This window comes from Nocardiopsis sp. KDC1DS13DA1 (assembly GCF_055632325.1).
In genome coordinates this window covers 102,330-121,498 of record NZ_JBVMUY010000017.1, presented here as the reverse complement: position 1 = coordinate 121,498, position 19,169 = coordinate 102,330, and the positions used below count along the sequence as shown (strand labels likewise).

18 protein-coding genes are annotated in these 19,169 nt (G+C 71.5%); 3 read left to right on the top strand and 15 right to left on the bottom strand.

Features of this window, described 5'->3' with window-relative positions; genetic code table 11:
- The first annotated feature begins 198 nt into the window (after nt 1–198).
- The gene (locus tag ACTVAJ_RS12495) at nt 199–1,179 is read left to right on the top strand and encodes a LacI family DNA-binding transcriptional regulator (protein ID WP_470388294.1); all 981 of its coding nucleotides are present in this window, start codon (nt 199–201) and stop codon (nt 1,177–1,179) included.
- A gap of 9 nt (nt 1,180–1,188) precedes the next feature.
- On the opposite strand, the gene ccsB is transcribed toward ACTVAJ_RS12495, so the two are convergent.
- From ccsB to ACTVAJ_RS12440, 11 genes are all read right to left on the bottom strand, one after another.
- On the bottom strand, nt 1,189–2,145 hold the full coding sequence (gene ccsB, locus ACTVAJ_RS12490) for a c-type cytochrome biogenesis protein CcsB (RefSeq protein WP_470388293.1): 957 nt from the start codon (nt 2,143–2,145) through the stop codon (nt 1,189–1,191).
- 26 nt (nt 2,146–2,171) lie between these two features.
- The gene (gene resB, locus ACTVAJ_RS12485; RefSeq protein ID WP_470388292.1) at nt 2,172–3,794 is read right to left on the bottom strand and encodes a cytochrome c biogenesis protein ResB; all 1,623 of its coding nucleotides are present in this window, start codon (nt 3,792–3,794) and stop codon (nt 2,172–2,174) included.
- A complete protein-coding gene (locus ACTVAJ_RS12480; protein WP_470388291.1) occupies nt 3,794–4,597 on the bottom strand; it encodes a cytochrome c biogenesis CcdA family protein in 804 nt (267 codons plus the stop codon). The genes resB and ACTVAJ_RS12480 overlap by 1 nt, the downstream gene beginning before the upstream one ends.
- The gene (locus ACTVAJ_RS12475; RefSeq protein ID WP_470388290.1) at nt 4,597–5,358 is read right to left on the bottom strand and encodes a TlpA family protein disulfide reductase; all 762 of its coding nucleotides are present in this window, start codon (nt 5,356–5,358) and stop codon (nt 4,597–4,599) included. The genes ACTVAJ_RS12480 and ACTVAJ_RS12475 overlap by 1 nt, the downstream gene beginning before the upstream one ends.
- A 224-nt stretch (nt 5,359–5,582) precedes the next feature.
- Nucleotides 5,583–5,786, bottom strand: a complete 204-nt coding sequence (locus ACTVAJ_RS12470) for a helix-turn-helix domain-containing protein (RefSeq protein WP_017601078.1) — start codon at nt 5,784–5,786, stop codon at nt 5,583–5,585.
- 253 nt (nt 5,787–6,039) lie between these two features.
- Nucleotides 6,040–6,837 carry a phosphatase gene (locus ACTVAJ_RS12465; protein WP_470388289.1) on the bottom strand — a complete coding sequence of 266 codons (798 nt, stop codon included), beginning with the start codon at nt 6,835–6,837 and terminating at the stop codon, nt 6,040–6,042.
- A gap of 193 nt (nt 6,838–7,030) precedes the next feature.
- Nucleotides 7,031–8,191 (bottom strand): acetoin utilization protein AcuC, encoded by a 1,161-nt coding sequence (locus tag ACTVAJ_RS12460; protein WP_470388490.1) that lies wholly within the window; start codon nt 8,189–8,191, stop codon nt 7,031–7,033.
- A gap of 169 nt (nt 8,192–8,360) precedes the next feature.
- On the bottom strand, nt 8,361–9,758 hold the full coding sequence (locus ACTVAJ_RS12455; RefSeq protein WP_470388288.1) for a DUF1109 domain-containing protein: 1,398 nt from the start codon (nt 9,756–9,758) through the stop codon (nt 8,361–8,363).
- Between the two features lie 136 nt (nt 9,759–9,894).
- The gene (locus ACTVAJ_RS12450) at nt 9,895–11,358 is read right to left on the bottom strand and encodes a DUF1109 domain-containing protein (RefSeq protein WP_470388287.1); all 1,464 of its coding nucleotides are present in this window, start codon (nt 11,356–11,358) and stop codon (nt 9,895–9,897) included.
- A gap of 599 nt (nt 11,359–11,957) precedes the next feature.
- Complete coding sequence (gene proC, locus ACTVAJ_RS12445) at nt 11,958–12,752, bottom strand: pyrroline-5-carboxylate reductase (protein WP_470388286.1); 795 nt, start codon at nt 12,750–12,752, stop codon at nt 11,958–11,960.
- A gap of 67 nt (nt 12,753–12,819) precedes the next feature.
- Nucleotides 12,820–13,794, bottom strand: coding sequence for a sugar phosphate isomerase/epimerase family protein (locus ACTVAJ_RS12440; protein ID WP_470388285.1), 975 nt, complete (start codon nt 13,792–13,794; stop codon nt 12,820–12,822).
- A gap of 171 nt (nt 13,795–13,965) precedes the next feature.
- Here ACTVAJ_RS12440 and ACTVAJ_RS12435 point away from each other — a divergent pair, with 171 nt between their 5' ends.
- Entirely contained in the window at nt 13,966–14,676 is a 711-nt protein-coding gene (locus tag ACTVAJ_RS12435; protein WP_470388284.1) for a class I SAM-dependent methyltransferase, read from the top strand.
- A gap of 89 nt (nt 14,677–14,765) precedes the next feature.
- Here the strand turns inward: ACTVAJ_RS12435 and ACTVAJ_RS12430 are convergent, their stop codons facing one another.
- Entirely contained in the window at nt 14,766–15,338 is a 573-nt protein-coding gene (locus ACTVAJ_RS12430) for a C40 family peptidase (protein WP_470388283.1), read from the bottom strand.
- 215 nt (nt 15,339–15,553) lie between these two features.
- Complete coding sequence (locus tag ACTVAJ_RS12425) at nt 15,554–16,465, bottom strand: SGNH/GDSL hydrolase family protein (RefSeq protein WP_470388282.1); 912 nt, start codon at nt 16,463–16,465, stop codon at nt 15,554–15,556.
- A gap of 162 nt (nt 16,466–16,627) precedes the next feature.
- Between ACTVAJ_RS12425 and radA the strand changes: the two genes are divergently transcribed.
- On the top strand, nt 16,628–17,998 hold the full coding sequence (gene radA / locus ACTVAJ_RS12420) for a DNA repair protein RadA (RefSeq protein WP_470388281.1): 1,371 nt from the start codon (nt 16,628–16,630) through the stop codon (nt 17,996–17,998).
- 22 nt (nt 17,999–18,020) lie between these two features.
- Here radA and ACTVAJ_RS12415 read toward each other — a convergent pair whose 3' ends face one another.
- The gene (locus ACTVAJ_RS12415; RefSeq protein WP_470388280.1) at nt 18,021–18,434 is read right to left on the bottom strand and encodes an SSI family serine proteinase inhibitor; all 414 of its coding nucleotides are present in this window, start codon (nt 18,432–18,434) and stop codon (nt 18,021–18,023) included.
- 105 nt (nt 18,435–18,539) lie between these two features.
- A complete protein-coding gene (locus tag ACTVAJ_RS12410; protein WP_470388279.1) occupies nt 18,540–19,037 on the bottom strand; it encodes an SSI family serine proteinase inhibitor in 498 nt (165 codons plus the stop codon).
- Nucleotides 19,038–19,169: the final 132 nt, after the last annotated feature.

Genomic DNA, 19,169 nt, shown 5'->3' with positions numbered 1-19,169 from the left:
CAAACGTTTGCAAAACGATCCCCCGACATCCGGCGCGGAGTCAACCCTCCCGACACGCGTTCGACACGGAAAACCTGGGAAAAACGGCGTTGTACCCGGTCCGGTTGCCTACCGGACCGAGACGCCCGCCGTCGCGAACGGCAACCGTTTGCCGTAGTCTCTGAGAACTCGACGCGGCGAGTGGGGGGGAGGCCGACCGTGGCCGTCACGATCCGGGATGTGGCGCGTGAGAGCGGCGTGCACGTCTCCACCGTCTCGCGGGCCTTCTCCGCACCGCACCTGGTCAACACCCGGACCCGGACGCGCGTCCTGGCCGCCGCCGACGTGCTCGGCTACCGCCCCAACCGCGCGGCCCGGGCGCTGTCCACCCGCCGCACGGGGAACCTGGGACTGATCGTCGCCGACATCGCCAACCCGTTCTTCCCGCCGCTGATCAAGGCCGCCCAGGCACAGGCCCGGACCCGCGACCACCACGTGTTCGTCGCCGACACCGACGAGCGGCCCGAGGTGGAGGAGGAGCTGATCCGCTCCATGGCCACACAGGTGGACGGAGCGCTCCTGGTCGCACCGAGGCTGAACAACCAGGTGATAGCGGAACTGAGCCGCGACGTCCCCTTCGTCGTGGTCAACCGGAGGGTGCGCGGTCTACCCGCGGTGCTCATGGACGTCGCCTCGGGCGCCCGGCAGACCGTCGACCACCTGGTGGAGCTCGGTCACCGCCGCATCGCCGTCCTCACGGGGCCGAGCGCGTCGTGGACGAGCCGGGAGATCGGGCGGGCGGCCCGGGAACGGGCGGCCGAGCACGGGGTGAGTGTGCACGAGGCGGGCCCCAACCCGCCGACCGAGGAGGGGGGCCGGGCGGCGGCCGGGAGAGTCGTCGCCAGCGGCGCGACCGCCGCCCTGGCCTACAACGACCTGGTCGCCCTGGGACTGGTGCGCGGGGTGGAGGAGCTCGGCGGGTCCGTACCGCGCGACCTGAGCGTGGTCGGTGTGGACAACACCCGGATCGCACGCCACTGCCGCCCGGCGCTCACCACCGTGGACATGCCGGTCGCCGCGGCCGGACGCGGCGCCGTCGACCTCCTCCTCCAGGCGGCCGTGGCCGGGGAGTCCCCGGGGACCGTCTCCCTGGACACCGCACTGGTGGTCCGGGACTCCACGGCCCCCGCCCCGGCCTGAGGCCGCCGGTCACGCGTAGGAGTGCAGTCCGCTGAACACGTAGTTCACCGCGAAGAAGTTGAACATGACGGTCGCGAAGCCGAGCACGTTGATCCAGGTCGCCCTCCGGCCGCGCCAGCCACCGGTGGCCCGGGCGTGCAGGTAGGCGGCGTAGATCACCCACGAGATGAACGACCACACCTCCTTGGGGTCCCAGCCCCAGAAGCGGCCCCACGCCTCGTCCGCCCAGATCGAGCCCGCGATGATGCCGAAGGTCCACAGCGGGAACGCGAACAGGATGAAGCGGTGCGAGAGGCGGTCGAGCAGCTCCGGGCTGGGCAGTCGGCCGGCCACGCCCGTGACCTGTTCGCCGCGCGCCCGACGCGTCTCGGCGCGGTCGGACACCAGGTAGGTGATGCCCGCGGCACCGGAGACCATGAACGCGCCGCCCGCGACGATCAGCGCGGTGATGTGGATCGGCACCCAGTACGAGTGGAGCGCCGGGATGAGCGGGCCCGGGTCCACGTACAGCCACCGCACGCCGATCCCCAGCAGCAGCAGCACCGGGACGAGGACGAACGCCCCCAGGAACCGCGCCTGGTAGCGGAAGGACGCGAACAGCAGTCCGGCGACGGCGACCAGGCACAGGGCGACGACGAACTCGAACATGTTGCCCCACGGCCAGCGCTCCGCGGCCAGGCCGCGCGTGACCACCTGGGCGAGGCTCATCACGAAGCCGAGCGACGTCACCCCCAGGGCGATCCGGCCCAGAACGCTCTGGGAGGCCCGCGCCTCACCCTCACGCGTGCGGACCCGGACCTCGATGTCGTCGTCGGTCGGGCCCGCGGCCCCGGCGGCCACCGGCATGAGCCGACCGGCCTTCAACTTGGTGCGGCGCCCGTAGGCGGCCTCGATCGCGAAGAGGAACAGCGCCGCCGCGTACGCGAGGATCATCCCGATGATCAACGTGTCGCTGGCTGACGCCATCGCCTCGTTCGACACTCCGGCAAACGTCACCGGTCACTCCGTTCGTCGACTGGGTCGGATGGTGTGTTGGGCGGCCCCGTCCCGGCGGACCCGTCGCGGAGCCGGTCGGCGAGCCTGGTGGTGAGTTCGTGGAACTCGGCGTTGTCCCCGGCCACCTCGGTCTTGCCGAGACCGGCCAGCTCGACGGTGGTGCGGCCGTCCGCGCCCTCCGTGGCGCGCACCCACACGCGCCGCGGGCGGACGAACAGGGTGATGAGCAGCCCGGCGACCGCCGTCGCGGCCGAACCCAGGGCGAAGGGCCGGGCCCCGTCGCGGTTGGTCTGGAGGCTGACGTACTCGCTGACGCCGGAGAAGGTGACGGACCCGGCCCCGTCCGGGAGCTCCCAGGTGTCACCGACCTCCATCACGGGCGAGGAACCGAGCTCCTCCATGCCCTCGGTGCTCAGCCGGTAGACCGACTGCGGTTCGATCAGCCCCAGGTCGCCCTGGTAGCCCTCCAGGGTCACCCGCGGGTTCTCCACGCCGGGGAAGGACGACACCAGGTCCCCGGCCTCGGTCTCGGCGGCCGTCGGCAGGAAGACCCCGACGAACCCCAGCTGTTCACCACCGGTGTCGGGGACCTTGATCACGCCGTCGGAGGCGAAGGTGGCGGTCTCCCGGAACAGGAACGGCACCGCCTGGTCGAAGACCACGTCGCCGTCGGGGTCGCGCACCACGAACTCCGGCGCGTACCCGTGGCCGAGCAGGTAGACCTGGACACCGTCGACGGTCAGCGGGTGGTTGACCTCCAGCCGGTGCGTCGCCTCCTCGGCGTCCGGGGACTCCCGGTAGGTCATGTCCGCCACGTAGGAGGAGGCCTGCCCACGCAGGTCGCCGTCCTCGATGAAGGTCGCCTCGAAGTCGTCGAGTTCGAGCGTGAAGGGCTGGAGGTCGTCCGTGTCGGTCCAGTGCCCGGGGTAGATGGCGTCGTAGGAGGGCAGCGTGTTGGCGAAGCCGGTCCCCTCGACCATGAGCATGTTGCCCCGGTACCCGAAGAACGCGCCCGCGGCCAGTGCCATCAGGAGCGCCAGCAGCGCCAGGTGGAACAGCACGTTCCCGGCCTCGCGCAGGTAGCCGGTCTCGCTGGAGAGCGAGTCGCCGTACCGTTCGACGCGGTAACCGCGCAGGACCCCGCGCGCCTGCTCCAGGACGGTGTCCGGGCTCGCGTCCGTCGAGAACCGCGCCGCGTACGGCATCCGGTCCAGGTGGCGCGGGGTGCGCACCGGTCGGGCCCGCAGCGCGCGGGCGTGCGCGGCGGCGCGCGGTAGGACGCAGCCCGCCAGGGAGACGAACAGCAGCAGGTAGATCGCCGCGTACCAGGGCGAGGAGAAGACGTCGAACAGGTAGAGCCGGTCCAGCCACGGAGCCAGGTCGGGGTGCTCCCGGAAGTAGGTGTCGACCTCGTCGACGCTGACCACGTTCTGCGGCAGGATCGATCCGGGGATGGCGCCGACCGCCAGCAGGAACAGCAGGATCAGCGCGGTACGCATCGAGGTGAGGGTCCGCCAGATCCAGCGGAGCCACCCGACGGCACCGATGCCCTTCGGCTGTGCGGGGGCGGTCCCGTCCGCGGATCTCGGGCTCGGCGTCCCGGTCTGGGTCTCGGTCATCAGATCACCGTCTGGTATCCGGCGGTCCACCCCTGCATGGTGGTGGTCAGCTCGCTCCAGAGGCCGGTGACCATCGCGAGGCCGACCAGGACGAGCATGACACCCCCGATCACGGTGACCGCCCGGGTGTGGCGGGTGAGCCAGGCGAACGCGCCCAGCGCCTTGCGGTAGAGGAGTGCGGCCAGGATGAACGGCAGCCCCAGCCCGACGCAGTAGAGCAGGGAGAGGAACATGCCGCGCCCCGCACCGCCCTCGACGAAGGCCAGCGACTGCACCGCGGCCAGGGTCGGGCCGATGCACGGCGTCCAGCCCAGCCCGAACAGCACCCCGAGCAGCGGCGCCCCGGCCAGGCCAGCGCGGGGCAGGCGGTGGAACCGGAACTCGCGGCCGAACCCCGGGACGAGGCCCATGAAGGCCAGTCCGAGGACGATGGTGAGCGCCCCCAGGATCCGGGTGACGGGGTCGGTGTACTCCAGGAGGGCGTCACCCAGCCAGCCGACGAATCCGCCGACCGCCACGAACACCAGGGTGAACCCGGCGATGAACAGGGCGCTGCCCGTGACCATCGTCCAACGGCGCGAGGCCAGCTCGGTGTCGACGTCGGTGGCCGTGGCCGTGGCGCCCCCGGACGCGGTCCGGCGCTCGCGCACGGCGGTGCCGCTCATGCCCGTGACGTAGGACAGGTAGCCCGGGACCAGCGGCAGGACACACGGGGAGAGGAAGGACACGAGCCCGGCGACCAGGGCCAGGGGCGCGGCCAGGAGGAGGGACCCGCTGAGGACGGTGGTACCGATGGCGTCCATCAGTCGGTGCCCCCGTCGGAGCCGTCCGTGTCACCGTCGCCGGAGTCCGCGTCCTCGGAGGGCTCCGCGTCGGTGTCGGAGGGATCGCTCCGCGCCTCCGTCGCCTCGGCCTCGGCCGCCTCCTGTTCGGCGACACGCGTGCGCTGCTCGGGGTCGCCGAGGTCGAACTCGACCACCACCGGGTTGAGCAGCTCGGTCAGCTGCCCGTAGGTGGTGGGGCCGATGACGCGGGCGGCGATGCGGCCGTCGGGATCGATCACGATGGTGGTGGGGATGGACCGGGGCGGGACGGTGTCGCGGAAGGCCTGCGGTACCTCGCCCGGCGGGTCGAACAGACTGGGGTAGGGGACCTCCTGGGCGGAGGCGTAGGACTGGGCGGCGGTGTCGTCGTCCTTCATGTTGACACCGAGGAAGTCCACACCCAGGTCGGCGTACTCGGTGTGCACCTCGTCGAGGACGGGCTGCTCGGCCCGGCAGGGGCCGCACCAGCTGGCCCACACGTTGAGGACGAGGACGCCGCCCTCGTAGTCGCTCAGCGAGATCTCCTCGCCGTCCAGGGAGGTACCGGTGACGTCGGGCGCCTCCAGCCTCTCCCCCGGGGCGAACGCGGTGGCGCTGCCGTCGCCGGAGATGAAGCGCGCGTCGTCGTTGTTCTGGATCTCGGTCCCCCCGGCACAGCCGGTGAGGACGAGCGCGGTGGCGATCGCGGTCACGGCGAGGCGCGGCACACGCGGCCGCGCACCGACTCTGGCACTGGGCATCGACGGTCCTCACGAAGGGGGCTGAGCAGGGCGGACTACAACAACGACAAAGTGTAGTAGCTACCCGGCACCCCACCTCGGCGCCCCGACGGAAGCGGCGTTCGCCCAGCGCAGGAGAGGCCCCAGAGGAATCGGTGGTGGGGCGAGCGCCCCCGCACCGACCGTCATGTGTTCAGCAGACCGGGGGCCGGGCACACGGCCCCGCCCCGGTCGCCGCTCCGCTGTCAGCCGGCCTCGACGAAGGCCTCACGGAGATAGTCGTGCACGGCGCGCTCGGGGACCCGGTAGGAACGTCCCACACGAATCGCGGGGAGAACCCCCGAGTGCACCATTCGGTAAACGGTCATCTTGGACACACGCATGATCGTGGCGACCTCCGCCACGGTCAAAAACCTGACCTCGTCGAGAGGCGGCTTGCTCCCGTTCATCTTCCGACGCCCTCATTCCCGGACGTGAGCATTGTCTACCGTTCGTCCCGGCGCGGAGGCCCAAGGAGGGGCGACCCCGGTATGCGCCCGCCCCACCGCCACGCCGGTGTGTCATACCGTCACTACTGACACGTCCGTTTTCAGAGTAGGACGGAGTTCGCCGGAGCGAAAGGGCGTTTGTCCTGTCTTCGCCGACATACCTCGCCGACGCGGCCAAAGAGGTTTAGCGCTGGGTATAAATGGTCTCCCCTGATCACATGAGTCCCGCCCGTGCGAGAACGTAATCACGCAGAGGCGCGTAGTCCTCAGGTGGATATCCGTCGTCCAAAGGCACGGTGACCAGTAGTTTTCCCTCGTGCTCCGCGAGGAAGAGGGCGGGGTCGTTGCTGTCGGCGAATCCCACCGCGGGCACCCCCGCCTCCCCCGCCGCCCCCGCGAAGCCGTGATCGGCGATGACCAACTGCGGCCACGCCTCACCCTGGTTGGCGAGGTCGCCGAGGATGGCACGCATGGCGAAGGGGTGATGGCTGTGACGGGGGTGGTGGCCGTCCGTGACGATGGCGACATCGTCCTCCCAGACCACGATCCGGCGGCTCGGAGGGCGTTCCGCCGGCACCTCGTAGGTGTACCCACCCGCCGCGGTCAGGACCGGGCACCCGCGCTCGGCCAGCGCGTCCTTCCACGCGGCGTACATCTCACGGAGCTTGAGGGGGTGCCCGGTGGCGAACATGACCGGTTCGCGGCGCTCGGCCGCCAGGGCGAGGCGGTCGGCGACACCCTCCAGCGCGTCGACGGTCAGGTCCGGGTCGATGGTGTCCATGCCCCAGACGTACTCCTCGTCCCCGACCACGCCGCACCGCTTGCTCATGAGCGCGAGGACCTCGGAGTAGGTCCAGTCGTGGGAGAAGGTCAGGCCGAACCGGTGGTAGGTGTCGCCGTCGACGAGTCGCCGGTAGTGCCGAAGGTTGTTCTGGCGCGGGGTGTCGACATGCCCGGCGATTCCCTTGCGAACCAGATACGTGATGAGTTCAGCGCGTGTCGGCGGCGTCACCGGCGTTCCCCTTCCTCGAATGCGCGGCGAGCGTGCGCCACGCTGTGCGGCCACCACGACGCCTGCTCCCGTTCGCCCGGTATTCAACCTCTTCCTACCCACTGGACGCGCGCCACGCCCAATCCTGGTGATTTCCACCATGAACGTACGCCTGCACGCGCACGCGGAGAAAATCCCGAAGAGTCCGGGGAGGTCAGAGACTGGGGTCGATTCCGTGGCTCGGGAAAACGGCGGTACGCGTCGCGTTGATCGCCCGGTCGACCGGGTCACCCGGGTCGTAACCGTCCTCGAACCGCGCGAAGTCCACCTCGCGCCCGTCCGTCATGTACAGCGGAGCCTGTTCCCCCGTCCGCCGCCGCACGAAGTCGCGCCAGGACTGCGGCGTCTCGGTGTCGGGGTCGACCGGCATTCCGGCGGCCTCGGCCAGCAGGTGCGTCCAGGCGCGCGGTACGACGTGCACGAGACCGTATCCGCCGCCGCCGAAGAGCAGCCACCGGCCGCCCGCGGTCTTCTGGGCGAGCTTGTGCAGCTCGGCGTAGGCGCGGCGCTGGCCGTCCAGGCTGAGGGTGAGGTTGGCCAGGGGGTCCAGGGCGTGGGTGTCGCAGCCCTGCTGGGTGACCAGGATCTCGGGCTGGAACTCGTGCAGCAGCGGGGGCACGACCGCGTCGAAGGCGCGGTGCCACCCGGTGTCCCCGGTTCCGGCCGGAAGGGCGACGTTGACCGCGTAGCCCTCGGCGCCCGGTCCGCCCGTCTCCGCGGCCTGACCGGTGCCGGGGAAGAGCGTGGCCGGCGACTCGTGGAGGCTGATGGTGAGGACACGGGGGTCGTCGTAGAAGGCGCGCTGCACGCCGTCGCCGTGGTGGACGTCGACGTCGACGTAGGCGATGCGCTTCGCCCCCTGCTCCAGCATCCAGGCGATCGCCAGCGCCGGGTCGTTGTACACGCAAAAACCCCAGGCGTGGCCGCGCATGGCGTGGTGGAGGCCGCCCGCGATGTTGGCGGCGTGCGCGGTCTCCCCGGTCCACACCGCCCGCGCGGCGGCGACGGACGCGCCGGAGATGAGGGCGGCGGCGTCGTGCATGTCGGGGAAGACCGGATTGTCGGGGGTGCCGAGCATGTGGACGTCGTCGGGCTCCAGCGTCTTGCCCGCGCGCTTCACCGCCTGGATGTAGGCGGGATCGTGCACCAGCGACAGGAGTTCGTCGGAGGCGGGCTCCACGTCCAGGAGGCTCACGCCGGGAGCGTCCAGAACGCCCAGCTCACGGCTGAGCGCCATGGTCAGCTCGACCCGGACCGGAGCCATCGGGTGCTGCGGCCCGAAGTCGTAGGCGGTGAGTCCGTCGTCCCACGCCAGTCGGAGCGAACAGGACGTGCGCCCTCCCATGCCGTGACCCCCGTTCCAGTGCGCGTGTTCCACTGCACACAGTACGCACCGGGGCCCGGCGCCGGGAGCCCGGGGTCGGGGGGAGGACGCACGGAAGCGCCCGGGGCGGGCGCGTGGTCCGCCCCGGGCCGCCGCCGGGTCAGCCTCCGACGAAGTAGCACTCCTGGTACTCGTTGCCGCCGGTGAGGTTCACCGTGCCGTGCATCGGCCTGGTCTTGCCCACCATGGTGAGCAGCATCCGGTACTCGCCCGGCTCCAGCTCGACCCGCATGGCCTCTCCCCCACGAGCGAGACACGAACTGAGGAACGGAGGCGAGGTGTAGTCCTCACAGTCCTCGCACCCGGGGGTGGTGATGTCCCCGTGGACGCCGTCCGGACCGACGTAGAGGAGGCGCATGTCGTAGGCGCTGTCGTTGGTGAAGTCCAGGACGGCCACGTCACCGTCCGCGCTCCCGGTGGGATACGTGTCGAACGCGTTCCCCTCGTTCGCGCCCAGTTCGTCCATCTCCTCCTCGACGTGGGCGGCGCCCACGTGGCGGACCAGGTCCTCGACGTCGTCGGCCTCGTGGTCCGGGTACTCCGCGGTCAGGAAGTCGGTCATCTCCTCCGCGCGGTCGGCCGACCCGTCCTCGACCTCGGCCCAGCCGCACCGGCGCGCGGCATCGGGGGACTCGGCGTCGATCCGCTCGGCGACCGCGGGCGCGAACGTCCAGTCGAGGTCGGCGAAGACCTGGATCTGGTCGAACGCGTCACACCAGAGCCGATCGCCGTAGTAGGCGGTACCGAGCTCGTACAGCTCCAGCATGGCGTCGGCCGCCTCGCCGTCGGTGTCCCCCCACCGGGAGGCCGGGTGAGCGAAGTACTCACCGTAGGTGTCCGCCGCCTGGCCGTACTGCTGGAACTCCGCCTGGTACCGCGCCTCGGCGAGCAGGTCGCACGCCTCGACACCCGAACGCGCGCGACCCATCAGGGACGGCGACATCGAAAGCTGGAAACCGCCCTCGACCTGCCCGTAGATGTCCACAGCCTCATCACACCCACCCCGGGCATGGGCGGCGTCGGCCACCCGCAGCCGCCACTCCCCCGACTGCCACACACCGGCCAGCGCCGCCGTCACGGCGAGCACCAGACCGACCGCGGTCAACACGGGCGCCAACCTCCTCACCGGCTGACCACCCGCAACCGTGGCGCGTTCGTCGTGGGAACGCCCGACGAACAGCCCGTGGACACCAGCCGCCAGGAACCACACCAACAGGACCGGCACCCAGACCAACAGCTGGTCCGCGGCCCCGTGCAGGGCCGCACCGACCAGGAGGCCCGCCGTGACGACCAACGCGACCGCGAAGAGGATCCACTTGCGCAGGTAGAGGTATCCGGCACCGAGCCCGGAGAGGTTGAGCAGCGCGGCCCGGACCGCCGACGGCGAGGCGAACAGCCCCGTCCGGGACGGCCTGGGCCGCGGCGAATCCTGCTGGGGCTGCTGATCCGAGTCCGTCTGCGGGGTCGAATCGGAAGAGGAAGAGGAGGGTGAAGTCATGGGGGACCTGGGATCGGGGGATGGGGTGTCCCGCGTGTACGGGACCGGGAGGGGAGCCGCTGGCCCCTCCCCCGACACTATCCGCGTATGGGGCGGCCCGGGGCGGGCGCGTGGTCCGCCCCGGGCCGCCGCCGGGTCACTCCACGACGAAGAAACAGCTCTCGTAGGAGTTGCCGCCGCTGAGGTTCACCGTGCCGTGCATCGGACGGGTCTCGTCCACCAGGACGAGCAGCATCCGGTACTCGCCCGGCTCCAGCTCGACGCGGATGGACTCGCCGCCGCGGTCGAAGCACGAGTTGCCGGACGGCGGAGAACTGTAGTCCTCGCAGTCCCCGCACGCCTCCGCGGTGATGTCGTCGTGGACACCGTCCTCGCCGACGTAGAGGAGGCGCATGTCGTAGGCGCTGTCGTTGGTGAAGTCCAGGACGGCCACGTCACCGTCCGCGCTCCCGGTGGACTGCACCTCGAACGAGCTCTCCCCGCCCCGGCGCAGGGTGTCCATGGCCTCCTCGACGTGGGCGGCGCCCACGTGGCGGACCAGGTCCTCGACGTCGTCGGCCTCGTGGTCCGGGTACTCCGCGGCGAGGAAGTCGGTCATCTCCTCCGCGCGGTCGGCCGACCCGTCCTCGACCTCGTCCCAACCGCACCGGCGCGCGGCCTCGGGGGACTCGGCGTCGATTTGCTGGGCGACCGAGGGCGCGAACGACCAGTCGAGGTCGGCGAAGACCTGGATCTGCTCGAACGCGTCGCACCAGAGTTCCTCGTCGTAGTCGGCGGTGCCGAGGTCGTACAGCTCGACCAGGGCGTTGGGCACCCGCCCGGCGGCCTCGGTCCCCTCGTAGTTGTCGGGGATGTCGCTGTAGATCTCGTGGGCCTGCTGGAAGCCCTCGCGGATCTCGTCGGTGATCTCGCCGGTGTAGGCCTCGGCGGTCTCCTCCGCGATGCTGCCCGCGTAGGAGAGGTTGGCGTCGGCCACCTCGCCGTCGGTGTCCTCCCACCGGGAGGCCGGGTGCGCGAAGTACTCGCCGTAGGTGGCGATGGCCTGGTCGTAGCGCTCGTCCGACATCTGCTGTTGGGCGCGGGTGAGGATGTCGCAGGCCTCGGCGCCCGAGCGTGCCCGGTCCATCAGGGACGGCGACATGGACAGCTGGAAAGCGCCCTCGACCCGCCCGTAGATGTCGACGGCCTCGACACACTCCCCCCTGGCGTGGACGGCGTCGGCGACCTGCAATCGCCACTCCCCCGCCTGCCACACACCGGCCAGCGCCGCCGTGACGGCGACCACCAGACCGGCCGCGGTCAGCACGGGCGCGATCCTCTTCGTCGGCTGACCACCCGAGGCCGCGGTGCGTTCGTCGTGGGAGCGCCCGACGAACAGCCCGTGGACCCCCGCGGCCAGGAACCAGACGAGAAGCACGGGAAGCCAGATCAGCAGGTGGTCCGCGGCCCCGTGCAGGGCGGCACCGACCAGGAGGCCCGCCGTGACGACCAGCGCGACGCCGAAGAAGATCCACTTGCGCAGGTAGAGGTATCCGGCACCGAGCCCGGAGAGGTTGAGCAGCGCGGCCCGGACCGCCGTCGGCGAGGCGAACAGCCCCATCCGGGGCGGCCTGGGCTGGGGGGCTCCGAACTGACCGGGGGGCATACCGCCGGGCGGCGGGCCGCCGGGGGGCATACCGCCGGGAGGGGGCCCGCCCATCCCGGCCGCGCCGACGGTCCCGGGTGGCGGGGCGCTGAACTGGGGTCCCGGGGGCGGACCGCCGGGAGGGGGCGCGAAACCGCCGGCGGGCGGCTGCGGCGGTCCCTGATGCGGGGGCGGTCCCGGCTGGGGCTGCTGCGGGCCTGAGGGGGGTTGTTGCGGACCCGAGGGGGGCTGCTGACCCGGGTACGGCTGCTGCGGGGGCGGTCCCGGCTGGGGCTGCTGCGGGCCTGACGGGGGTTGTTGTGGACCCGACGGGGGCTGCTGACCCGAGTACGGCTGCTGCGGCGGCTGACCGGGCTGGGGTTGGCCGGGGGGCTGCTGGGAGGGGTCCGAAGGAGGTGGTGAAGTCATGGGGGCCCTGGGGTCGGGAAGGTGATGGGGACGTCCCGCACACGGGACAGAGACGGGGATCGGTGTCCCCTGTTTCGACACTATCCGCGTACGGGGACGCCCTACCCCGTAACCCTCGGCCGGACCCGGCCAATCGCGACCCCCGGTCAGCTCCCGGACAGCGCCCGGCTGCGGTCGCGGGCCGCCTCGATCGCGTCGGTGAAGGCGGTGCGCACGCCGTGGCGCTCCAGTTCGCGCAGGGCCGCCGCCGTGGTGCCGCCCGGGGAGGTCACGGCCTCGCGCAGGACCACGGGGTGCTCACCGGAGTCCGTGAGCATGGCGGCGGCACCGGTCATCGTCTGCTCGACGAGCTTCTGGGCGGTGGCGCGCGGCATGCCCATCGCCACACCGGCCTCGACCATCGTCTCGGCGATGAAGTAGAAGTAGGCCGGTCCGCTCCCGGAGATCGCCGTCACGGTGTCCATGTGCTGCTCGCCGACGCGAATGACATCGCCGACGGCGCCCAGCAGGCTCTCTGCGCGGTCCAGGTGCCCGGGCTCGGCGTTGGCGCCGCCCGCGATGGCGGTCATACCCCGGCCCATGAGCGCGGGGGTGTTCGGCATGGCGCGCACGACGGGAACCCCGACGGGAAGGTGGCTCTCCATCACGGAGGTGGTGAGTCCGGCCGCGACGGAGATGACGAGGCGGTCCGGGGACAGGTGGGAGGAGAGGTCCTCCAGCAGGTCCACCATGTCCTGCGGCTTGAGGGCGAGCAGCAGTGTGTCGGCGCGCTTGGCGGCGTCCTCCGCGGGAACGACCTCGACGCCGTACCGCTGGCGGAGTTCGTCGGCGTGCTCCGCGCGCGGCTCGGTGACGAGGACGTCCTCCGGCGCGTGGCCCGTGGCCAGCATTCCGGCGAGGAGTGCCTCGCCCATCTTTCCGGCGCCGATGATCGCGATCATGAAGGGGTCCTCTCTGCGGGTCCCCTCCACGCTAACCGCACGGCCGCTCCGGTGTGGACGGGTCGTCTCACCGGCTGGACGGTCGGCCGCCGTCGCCCCCGTCCGTTCCGTGGTCGGTGTCCTGGTCGTCGACGGTCCCCTGGGGGTCCACGGAGAAGTGCCGGGGCGGTGCGGCCGGCCTGCGACGCAGGAGGGCGATGCGTTCACGCCGGTCCCGAGGCTGGTCGGCCGCCTCCGCGGCGGGGCGGGCGAAGTGCAGGCGGGTGAAGGCCAGCGCCTCGGCCAGTTCACGCAGCCGGGCCTGGCGGTCGGGGGACTTGCGTGTGCTCACCTCCAGGACCAGCTGGCCCTCGTAGGCGGTGGCCGCCAGATACTCCAGGACCTCGGCGACGGGCTGGCGGCCGCGGCCCGGGATGAGGTGTTCGTCGAGGTTCTGGCCGCCGAAGCCGTCGGCGACGTGGACGTGGGAGAGGCGGTCGCCGAGCCGCTTGGCCATGTCCATGGCGTCGGAGCCGGACATGGCGGTGTGCGACAGGTCGAGGGTGACGTCGGGGTAGTCGCGGTCGAGCGGGTTCCAGCTCGGCGCGTAGGGCACGACCTCGCGGTCGCGGACGCGCACCGGGTACATGTTCTCCACGGCGAAGGCGACGTCGGTCTCCTCCTGCATACGGGCGACGCCGGCCTCGAACTCCTTGGCGTACTCGCGCTGCCAGCGGAAGGCGGGGTGGACCACGATCGTCTTCGCGCCCAGGGCCTCGGCCATCTCCTTGGACCGGACGAGCTTGCCCCAGGGGTCTCGGCCCCACACGCGCTGGGTCAGGACCAGGCAGGGGGAGTGGACGGCGGTGACGGGCATCTGGTGGTAGTCCGAGAGGCGCCGCAGGAGGTCGATGTCCTGGCTGGCGGGGTCGGAGGAGACGAGCACCTCCACGCCGTCGTACCCCAGCTTCGCGGCGATCTCGAAGGCGGCAGGGGTCTTCTCCGGGTAGACCGACGCCGACGAGAGTACGACGGGCGCGCCTGGGACCTGGATAGGGCTCACGGGACCCAGACTATGCGCTACCCGGCCCCGCGCGCCTCCCGCCGCCGGGACCACGGCGTGCCGCGCTCCGGTGGCCGGTGCCGACGAACGTGGCCAGGCGGCGGATCCGGCTGGTGACGGCACGGAGGAGGGCGCGGCGCCCCGGTCCCCCGCCGGGGCTAGGGTTCGGACATGGTCCACAGACGCCCCGTGATCCCCGGGGACGCGATCCCCAGCCCCAACATCTGGAAGCACCCGCACACCTACGAACTGGAGAACGACGCTGTCGACCCCGACGGGGTGATCACCGCGGCCATGGACCGCGTGCGGCCGATCGACGGCGCCCATGTGCTGGACGTCGGCTGCGGCACCGGCTACCACCTGCCCGGGTTCGCCGCGCGGGCGCGGCTGGTCACGGGCGTGGAGCCGCACCCCCGGCTGGCGGAGGCCGCGCGGGCCCGGGTGCGCGGGCTGGACGGTGTCCGGGTGCTGGACGGGACGGCCCAGCGTCTGCCCGTCCCCGACGCCACCGTGGAGGTCGCGCACGCCCGGTGGGCCTACTTCTTCGGTCCCGGGTGCGAGCCCGGGCTGACCGAACTGGAGCGGGTCATGCGGCGCGGCGGGGTCGCGTTCGTGATCGACAACGACGCCACCCGCTCCACGTTCGGCGCGTGGTTCCGGCGGTCGCTGCCGAGCTACGACCCCCAGGCCGTGGAACGGTTCTGGGTGGCGCGCGGTTTCCGGCGCGAGGCCCTGACGATGCGCTGGGAGTTCACGGACCGGCGTGACTTCGAGGCCGTGGTCCGGATCGAGTTCCCCGCCGCGTTGGCGGCCGAGATCATCGACTCCCACCCGGGGCTGTCCGTGGACTACGCGATCAACGTGTGGTGGAAGAGGTACTGAGTGATGGGAGAGGCACCAGGGACACGGGTGCCGGGTCCGAATCTGTCACCTGCGAACGTCGGTGGTGGGACCACCCGACACGGTGGGCGTCACAGCCGTACGGCTCCGCCGAGGTTGTAGTGGAACACGTCGCGCTCTCGGACGTGGTCGCCCGTCTCGGGGGCGTCGATCATACGGCCCCGGCCGAGGTAGATGCCGACGTGGTAGACGTAGCCCCCGCTGTCGGACCAGTAGACGAGGTCGCCGCGGCGGGCCTGTGCGTAGGGGATCCGGACCCCCGCCGCCACCTGGTCGTGGGCGATGCGGGGCAGTTCGACCCCCGCCTGGCGGAAGGACCACTGGACGAGGCCGGAGCAGTCGAAGGTGCGCGGCCCGGTTCCGCCCCATCCGTAGGGCGTGCCCTTCTTCGACTCCGCGGCGCTGATCGCCGTCTCGACCGCCGAGGCGGACAGTCTCTGGTGGATCCGCTCGGATGCCGGGGCCGCGTCGGCGACCCCGCGGGCCGGTTGGGCCGAGGCCGGGGCGGATGCCGCGACGAGGAGGGACACGGCCGCCGCGGCGACGGCGATCGCCCGGGCGGCGGTCCGCACGGGTGCGGCCTGCCGCCCGGGACGCCCCGGACGGCAGGCCGGGATTTGCTCGTGGTGTCGAGAGTGACTCATGGGTTTCCCCGTTCGGATGTGACGGCGTCCCGGGCCGGGTCGGCCCCGGGGCGTTCCATCCCAACGGATCACCCTTCGTCGGTTTCACGCGTGAGCGAATCACCCTCTGTAATCAATTTGTCGCGCGTTCCCGGTAAAATCTTGCTCCCAAAAGCCGCATCTCAGTCAGTCGGCACCAGATTTCAGCCGAAGCTGACGACGTTCGGTAACAGAGCTCAGGCACCCAGCCGGGCCACGAGCCGCTCGGAGACGGCCACCATGCCCGCCTCGTTGGGGTGCACCGGCGCGGCCGTGTTCTCCGGGACCAGACCCTCGACCCAGCGCAGGGACGCCGACTGGCACACGTCGTGACCGCGTTCGAGGACGTCGACGAACACCGCGCCCGCGGCCTGGGACTCCTCCGCGATCATCTGGTTCAGGGCGGTCTGGGCACCGTCCAGGTAGGCCACGTCGCCCCAGGCGATGGGCGTGCTCGGCCAGCAGCCCCGGCCCTCCGGCAGGATCTGGAGGTAGCCGACGCCGACGACGGTCGCTCCGGGGCTGCGCTCGGCGATCTCGGCGTAGACGCCCGACACGTCGTCCCGCAGGCCCTCGATCCGCTGGTCGAGCTCGTCACCGTAGTGGTCGGCGCACGGGCTCCCGATCGGGTTCCTCAGACTCCGCTGGGCGCACTCCATCAGGACGTCGGTGAAGCCGAAGTCGTTGCCGCCGATCCCGACCGTCACCAGGTCGGTGTCGGAGGTCAGCGCGTCGAACTGCGGCGGAACATCGGTGAGGTCGGTGTGCTGGGGTTCGCGCAGGTCCCGGATGACCGCGCCGGAGCAGCTCACGTCGGTGAACTCGGTGACGCCCAGCGCGTCGGCAGCCAACCGGGCGTAGTTGCCGGACGACCTGAGGCAGCGGGGGTCGGAGCCGGGGGCGTACGGCGGGATCAGCGGCCCCGAGGTGAACGAGTCGCCGAGGGCCACGTAGTGGTCGTAGGCGGCCGCCTCCTCCGCCGCCGCGGGCGCGGGCGCGGCGGCCAGGCACAGGGCGGCGGCGAACGGGAGGGCGAGGAGGGGGGAGCGCCTGGGGGTGCGTCGGGGGCGGGAAGCGGACACGGTCGTGCTGTCGTCGGTGCGGGGCACGGGGTTCCTCTCCAGTGGGGGACCAGGGGTGTCGGACCCTACGCATTCTGTAACACAACCTACGAACGGCGTTGACTAACTCGTAGGTAACTTTCCTGTGTCCTGAGGCGCCGCCGCGAACGGCCGACCGCCCCGTCCGAGGGAGGCGTTAGCGTTGCGGGCATGGCCAAAGCAGCGAAGACGACGTTCCGGTGCAGCGACTGCGGGTGGACCACCCTCAAGTGGGTGGGCCGCTGCGGTGAGTGCCAGGCCTGGGGCACGGTGGAGGAGGCGGGCGCCCCGGCCCCGACGGCGGTCGCGGCGGCACCGGTGACCTCCCGCGCCCGGCCCATCACCGAGATCAGCGTCGAGACCGCCGAGGCCGTACCCACGGGGGTGGACGAACTCGACCGCGTCCTCGGCGGGGGCGCCGTCCCCGGCGGTGTCGTGCTGCTCGCGGGCGAACCGGGCGTCGGCAAGTCGACGCTGCTGCTGGAGGTCGCCGCGATGCGGGCCGCCCAGGGACCCGTCCTGTACGTGACCGGCGAGGAGTCCGCCGGTCAGGTGCGCCTGCGCGCCGAGCGGCTCGGCGCGCTCTCCGACAAGCTGTTCCTGGCCGCGGAGACCTCGATCGCCTCCCTGGTGAGCCACGTCGAGGCGGTCGGCCCCCGGCTGCTCATCGTGGACTCGGTGCAGACCATGGTCTCCCCCGAGGTGTCCGGTGTGCCCGGCGGCGTCACCCAGGTCCGCCAGGTGACGGGGGCCCTGATCCAGATCGCCAAGGAGCGCGGTATCGCGACGGTCCTCGTCGGACACGTCACCAAGGACGGTTCCATCGCCGGCCCCCGCCTCCTGGAGCACCTGGTGGACGTGGTGCTGCACTTCGAGGGCGAGCGCCACTCGCAGCTACGGCTGCTGCGCGCGGTCAAGAACCGGTACGGGCCCACCGACGAGATCGGGTGCTTCGAGCTGACCGAGAGCGGGATCGTCGGACTGCCCGATCCCAGCGGGCTGTTCCTCACCGAGCGCACCGACCCGGTACCCGGGACGTGCGTCACGGTCACCCTGGAGGGGCGGCGGCCGCTCATCACGGAGGTGCAGGCTCTGGTGGCCCCCACACCGCTGCCCGCGCCCCGCCGGGCCACGTCCGGGCTGGACACGTCCCGGGTGAACATGATCCTGGCGGTCCTGGAGAAGCGCACGGGCATGCGGCTGGCCAACATGGACGTGTACGCCTCCACGGTGGGCGGCGTACGGCTCGGGGAGCCCGCGGTCGACCTCGCCCTGGCCATGGCCGCGGGCAGTTCCAACAACGACGTGGCCCTGCCGCGCGGGTTCATCGCGATCGGCGAGGTCGGCCTGGCGGGGGACATCCGCGCCGTGAACGGGGTCCAGCGCAGGATCACCGAGGCGCAGCGGCTGGGCTTCACCGAGGCGGTCGTACCCAAGCACTCCGGTGACCCCGTGCCCGGGATCCGGACGCACGAGGTGGAGGAGCTCAGCGAGGCGCTGGCCTGGGTGGCGCGGCGGTCCAAACGCGCACGTGGCGCGTGAGGACAGGCCCGAAGGGGCACCGCTAGAAGTCGAAGACAGCGCCCTTGGCCGCGCGCAGCAGGCAGGTGTTGCCGAAGTTCTCCTGGTAGGTCTCCGAACCCCGCGCCGACGCGGTGACCGGGCGGTACTCCAGGGTGCAGGCCGCGGCCGGATCACCCGGGACGGCGTCGATCGAACCGGCCTGGGCGATGGCGGCGCAGGCCTCGGCCGCCCGCGGGTGGCTTCCTCCGCCGCCCTTGGGGGCGCACACCAGTGAGACCTCCCGCACCGACTGGTCCTCGAAGCCGACCCCCTCGACCAGCCGGAGCCGGTAGGCGCCGTACGAGGGCGGCCCGGACGGGGCCGCGGAGGTGACCGCCGTGGCCACGGGTGCGGCGGGGACGAGGACGATCGCGGTGGCGGCGCAGGTGGCCAGAACGGTCGCGACGGGTCTCACGAGAGCCTCCGGTACATCGGTGGGGCGTCGAACACGGGAGCGGGCCGTGTCGCCGCATCACTCACTTACGACTCTTCTACCCCGACGGAACGGGGTGTTGGCGGTCTACCGGTAGCTGCGGTCGTCGCGGTCGGTCTGGCCGTGGTGGCCGTGCAGCCAGCCGTAGTACCCGTGGTCACCGGACTCGTGCCCGCCTCGGTCCCCGGTGGACTCCCGGTCACCGTTCTCCCAGAAGTCGAAGACCGCGCCCTTGACGTCGAGCAGGACACACATGTTCGGGAAGGTCTTCTTGAAGTGCTCGGAGCCGCTGGACCGGGCGATGACGGGGTCCCAGATCATCGGACAGGCACTGTCGGCGAGGTCGATCCTCTTGATGGATCCGAACTCGTAGATGAGGTCGCAGGCGTCCTCGGGCCGCGGGTGGCTGCCGCCCGCGGGGTCGCAGTGGAGGCGCACGTGCTGCTTGTCGCCGGTGTCCTTGTCCTGGATCGAGAGCCTGTAGTACTCGAAGTTCCTCTCAGCCGCCTGCGCCGGAGCCGCCATGGACAGCGCGAGGGCGGAGACGGCGACACCGGAAAGGATGTTTCGGAACAGCTTCACCATGACTCCTGATGACGGTGGAATGACCTGACGTCACTCAGAGTAACATTACGATAACTTCCCGTGGCCTCTCTCGACGGTTCTCGCGTGGCGTGCGGCACGGCGGGGCCCGACAGCCGACCGGCCGCCCCCGAG

Coding starts and splice junctions, on each gene's coding strand:
- resB (WP_470388292.1), bottom strand. CDS start 3,794: ATGACCGAGACCCAGACCGGGACGCCGAGCCCGAGATCCGCGGACGGG.
- ACTVAJ_RS12410 (WP_470388279.1), bottom strand. CDS start 19,037: ATGGTGAAGCTGTTCCGAAACATCCTTTCCGGTGTCGCCGTCTCCGCC.
- proC (WP_470388286.1), bottom strand. CDS start 12,752: ATGATCGCGATCATCGGCGCCGGAAAGATGGGCGAGGCACTCCTCGCC.
- radA (WP_470388281.1), top strand. CDS start 16,628: ATGGCCAAAGCAGCGAAGACGACGTTCCGGTGCAGCGACTGCGGGTGG.
- ACTVAJ_RS12450 (WP_470388287.1), bottom strand. CDS start 11,358: ATGGGGCTGTTCGCCTCGCCGACGGCGGTCCGGGCCGCGCTGCTCAAC.
- ACTVAJ_RS12470 (WP_017601078.1), bottom strand. CDS start 5,786: ATGAACGGGAGCAAGCCGCCTCTCGACGAGGTCAGGTTTTTGACCGTG.
- ccsB (WP_470388293.1), bottom strand. CDS start 2,145: ATGGCGTCAGCCAGCGACACGTTGATCATCGGGATGATCCTCGCGTAC.
- ACTVAJ_RS12430 (WP_470388283.1), bottom strand. CDS start 15,338: ATGAGTCACTCTCGACACCACGAGCAAATCCCGGCCTGCCGTCCGGGG.
- ACTVAJ_RS12455 (WP_470388288.1), bottom strand. CDS start 9,758: ATGACTTCACCCTCCTCTTCCTCTTCCGATTCGACCCCGCAGACGGAC.
- ACTVAJ_RS12435 (WP_470388284.1), top strand. CDS start 13,966: ATGGTCCACAGACGCCCCGTGATCCCCGGGGACGCGATCCCCAGCCCC.
- ACTVAJ_RS12475 (WP_470388290.1), bottom strand. CDS start 5,358: ATGCCCAGTGCCAGAGTCGGTGCGCGGCCGCGTGTGCCGCGCCTCGCC.
- ACTVAJ_RS12480 (WP_470388291.1), bottom strand. CDS start 4,597: ATGGACGCCATCGGTACCACCGTCCTCAGCGGGTCCCTCCTCCTGGCC.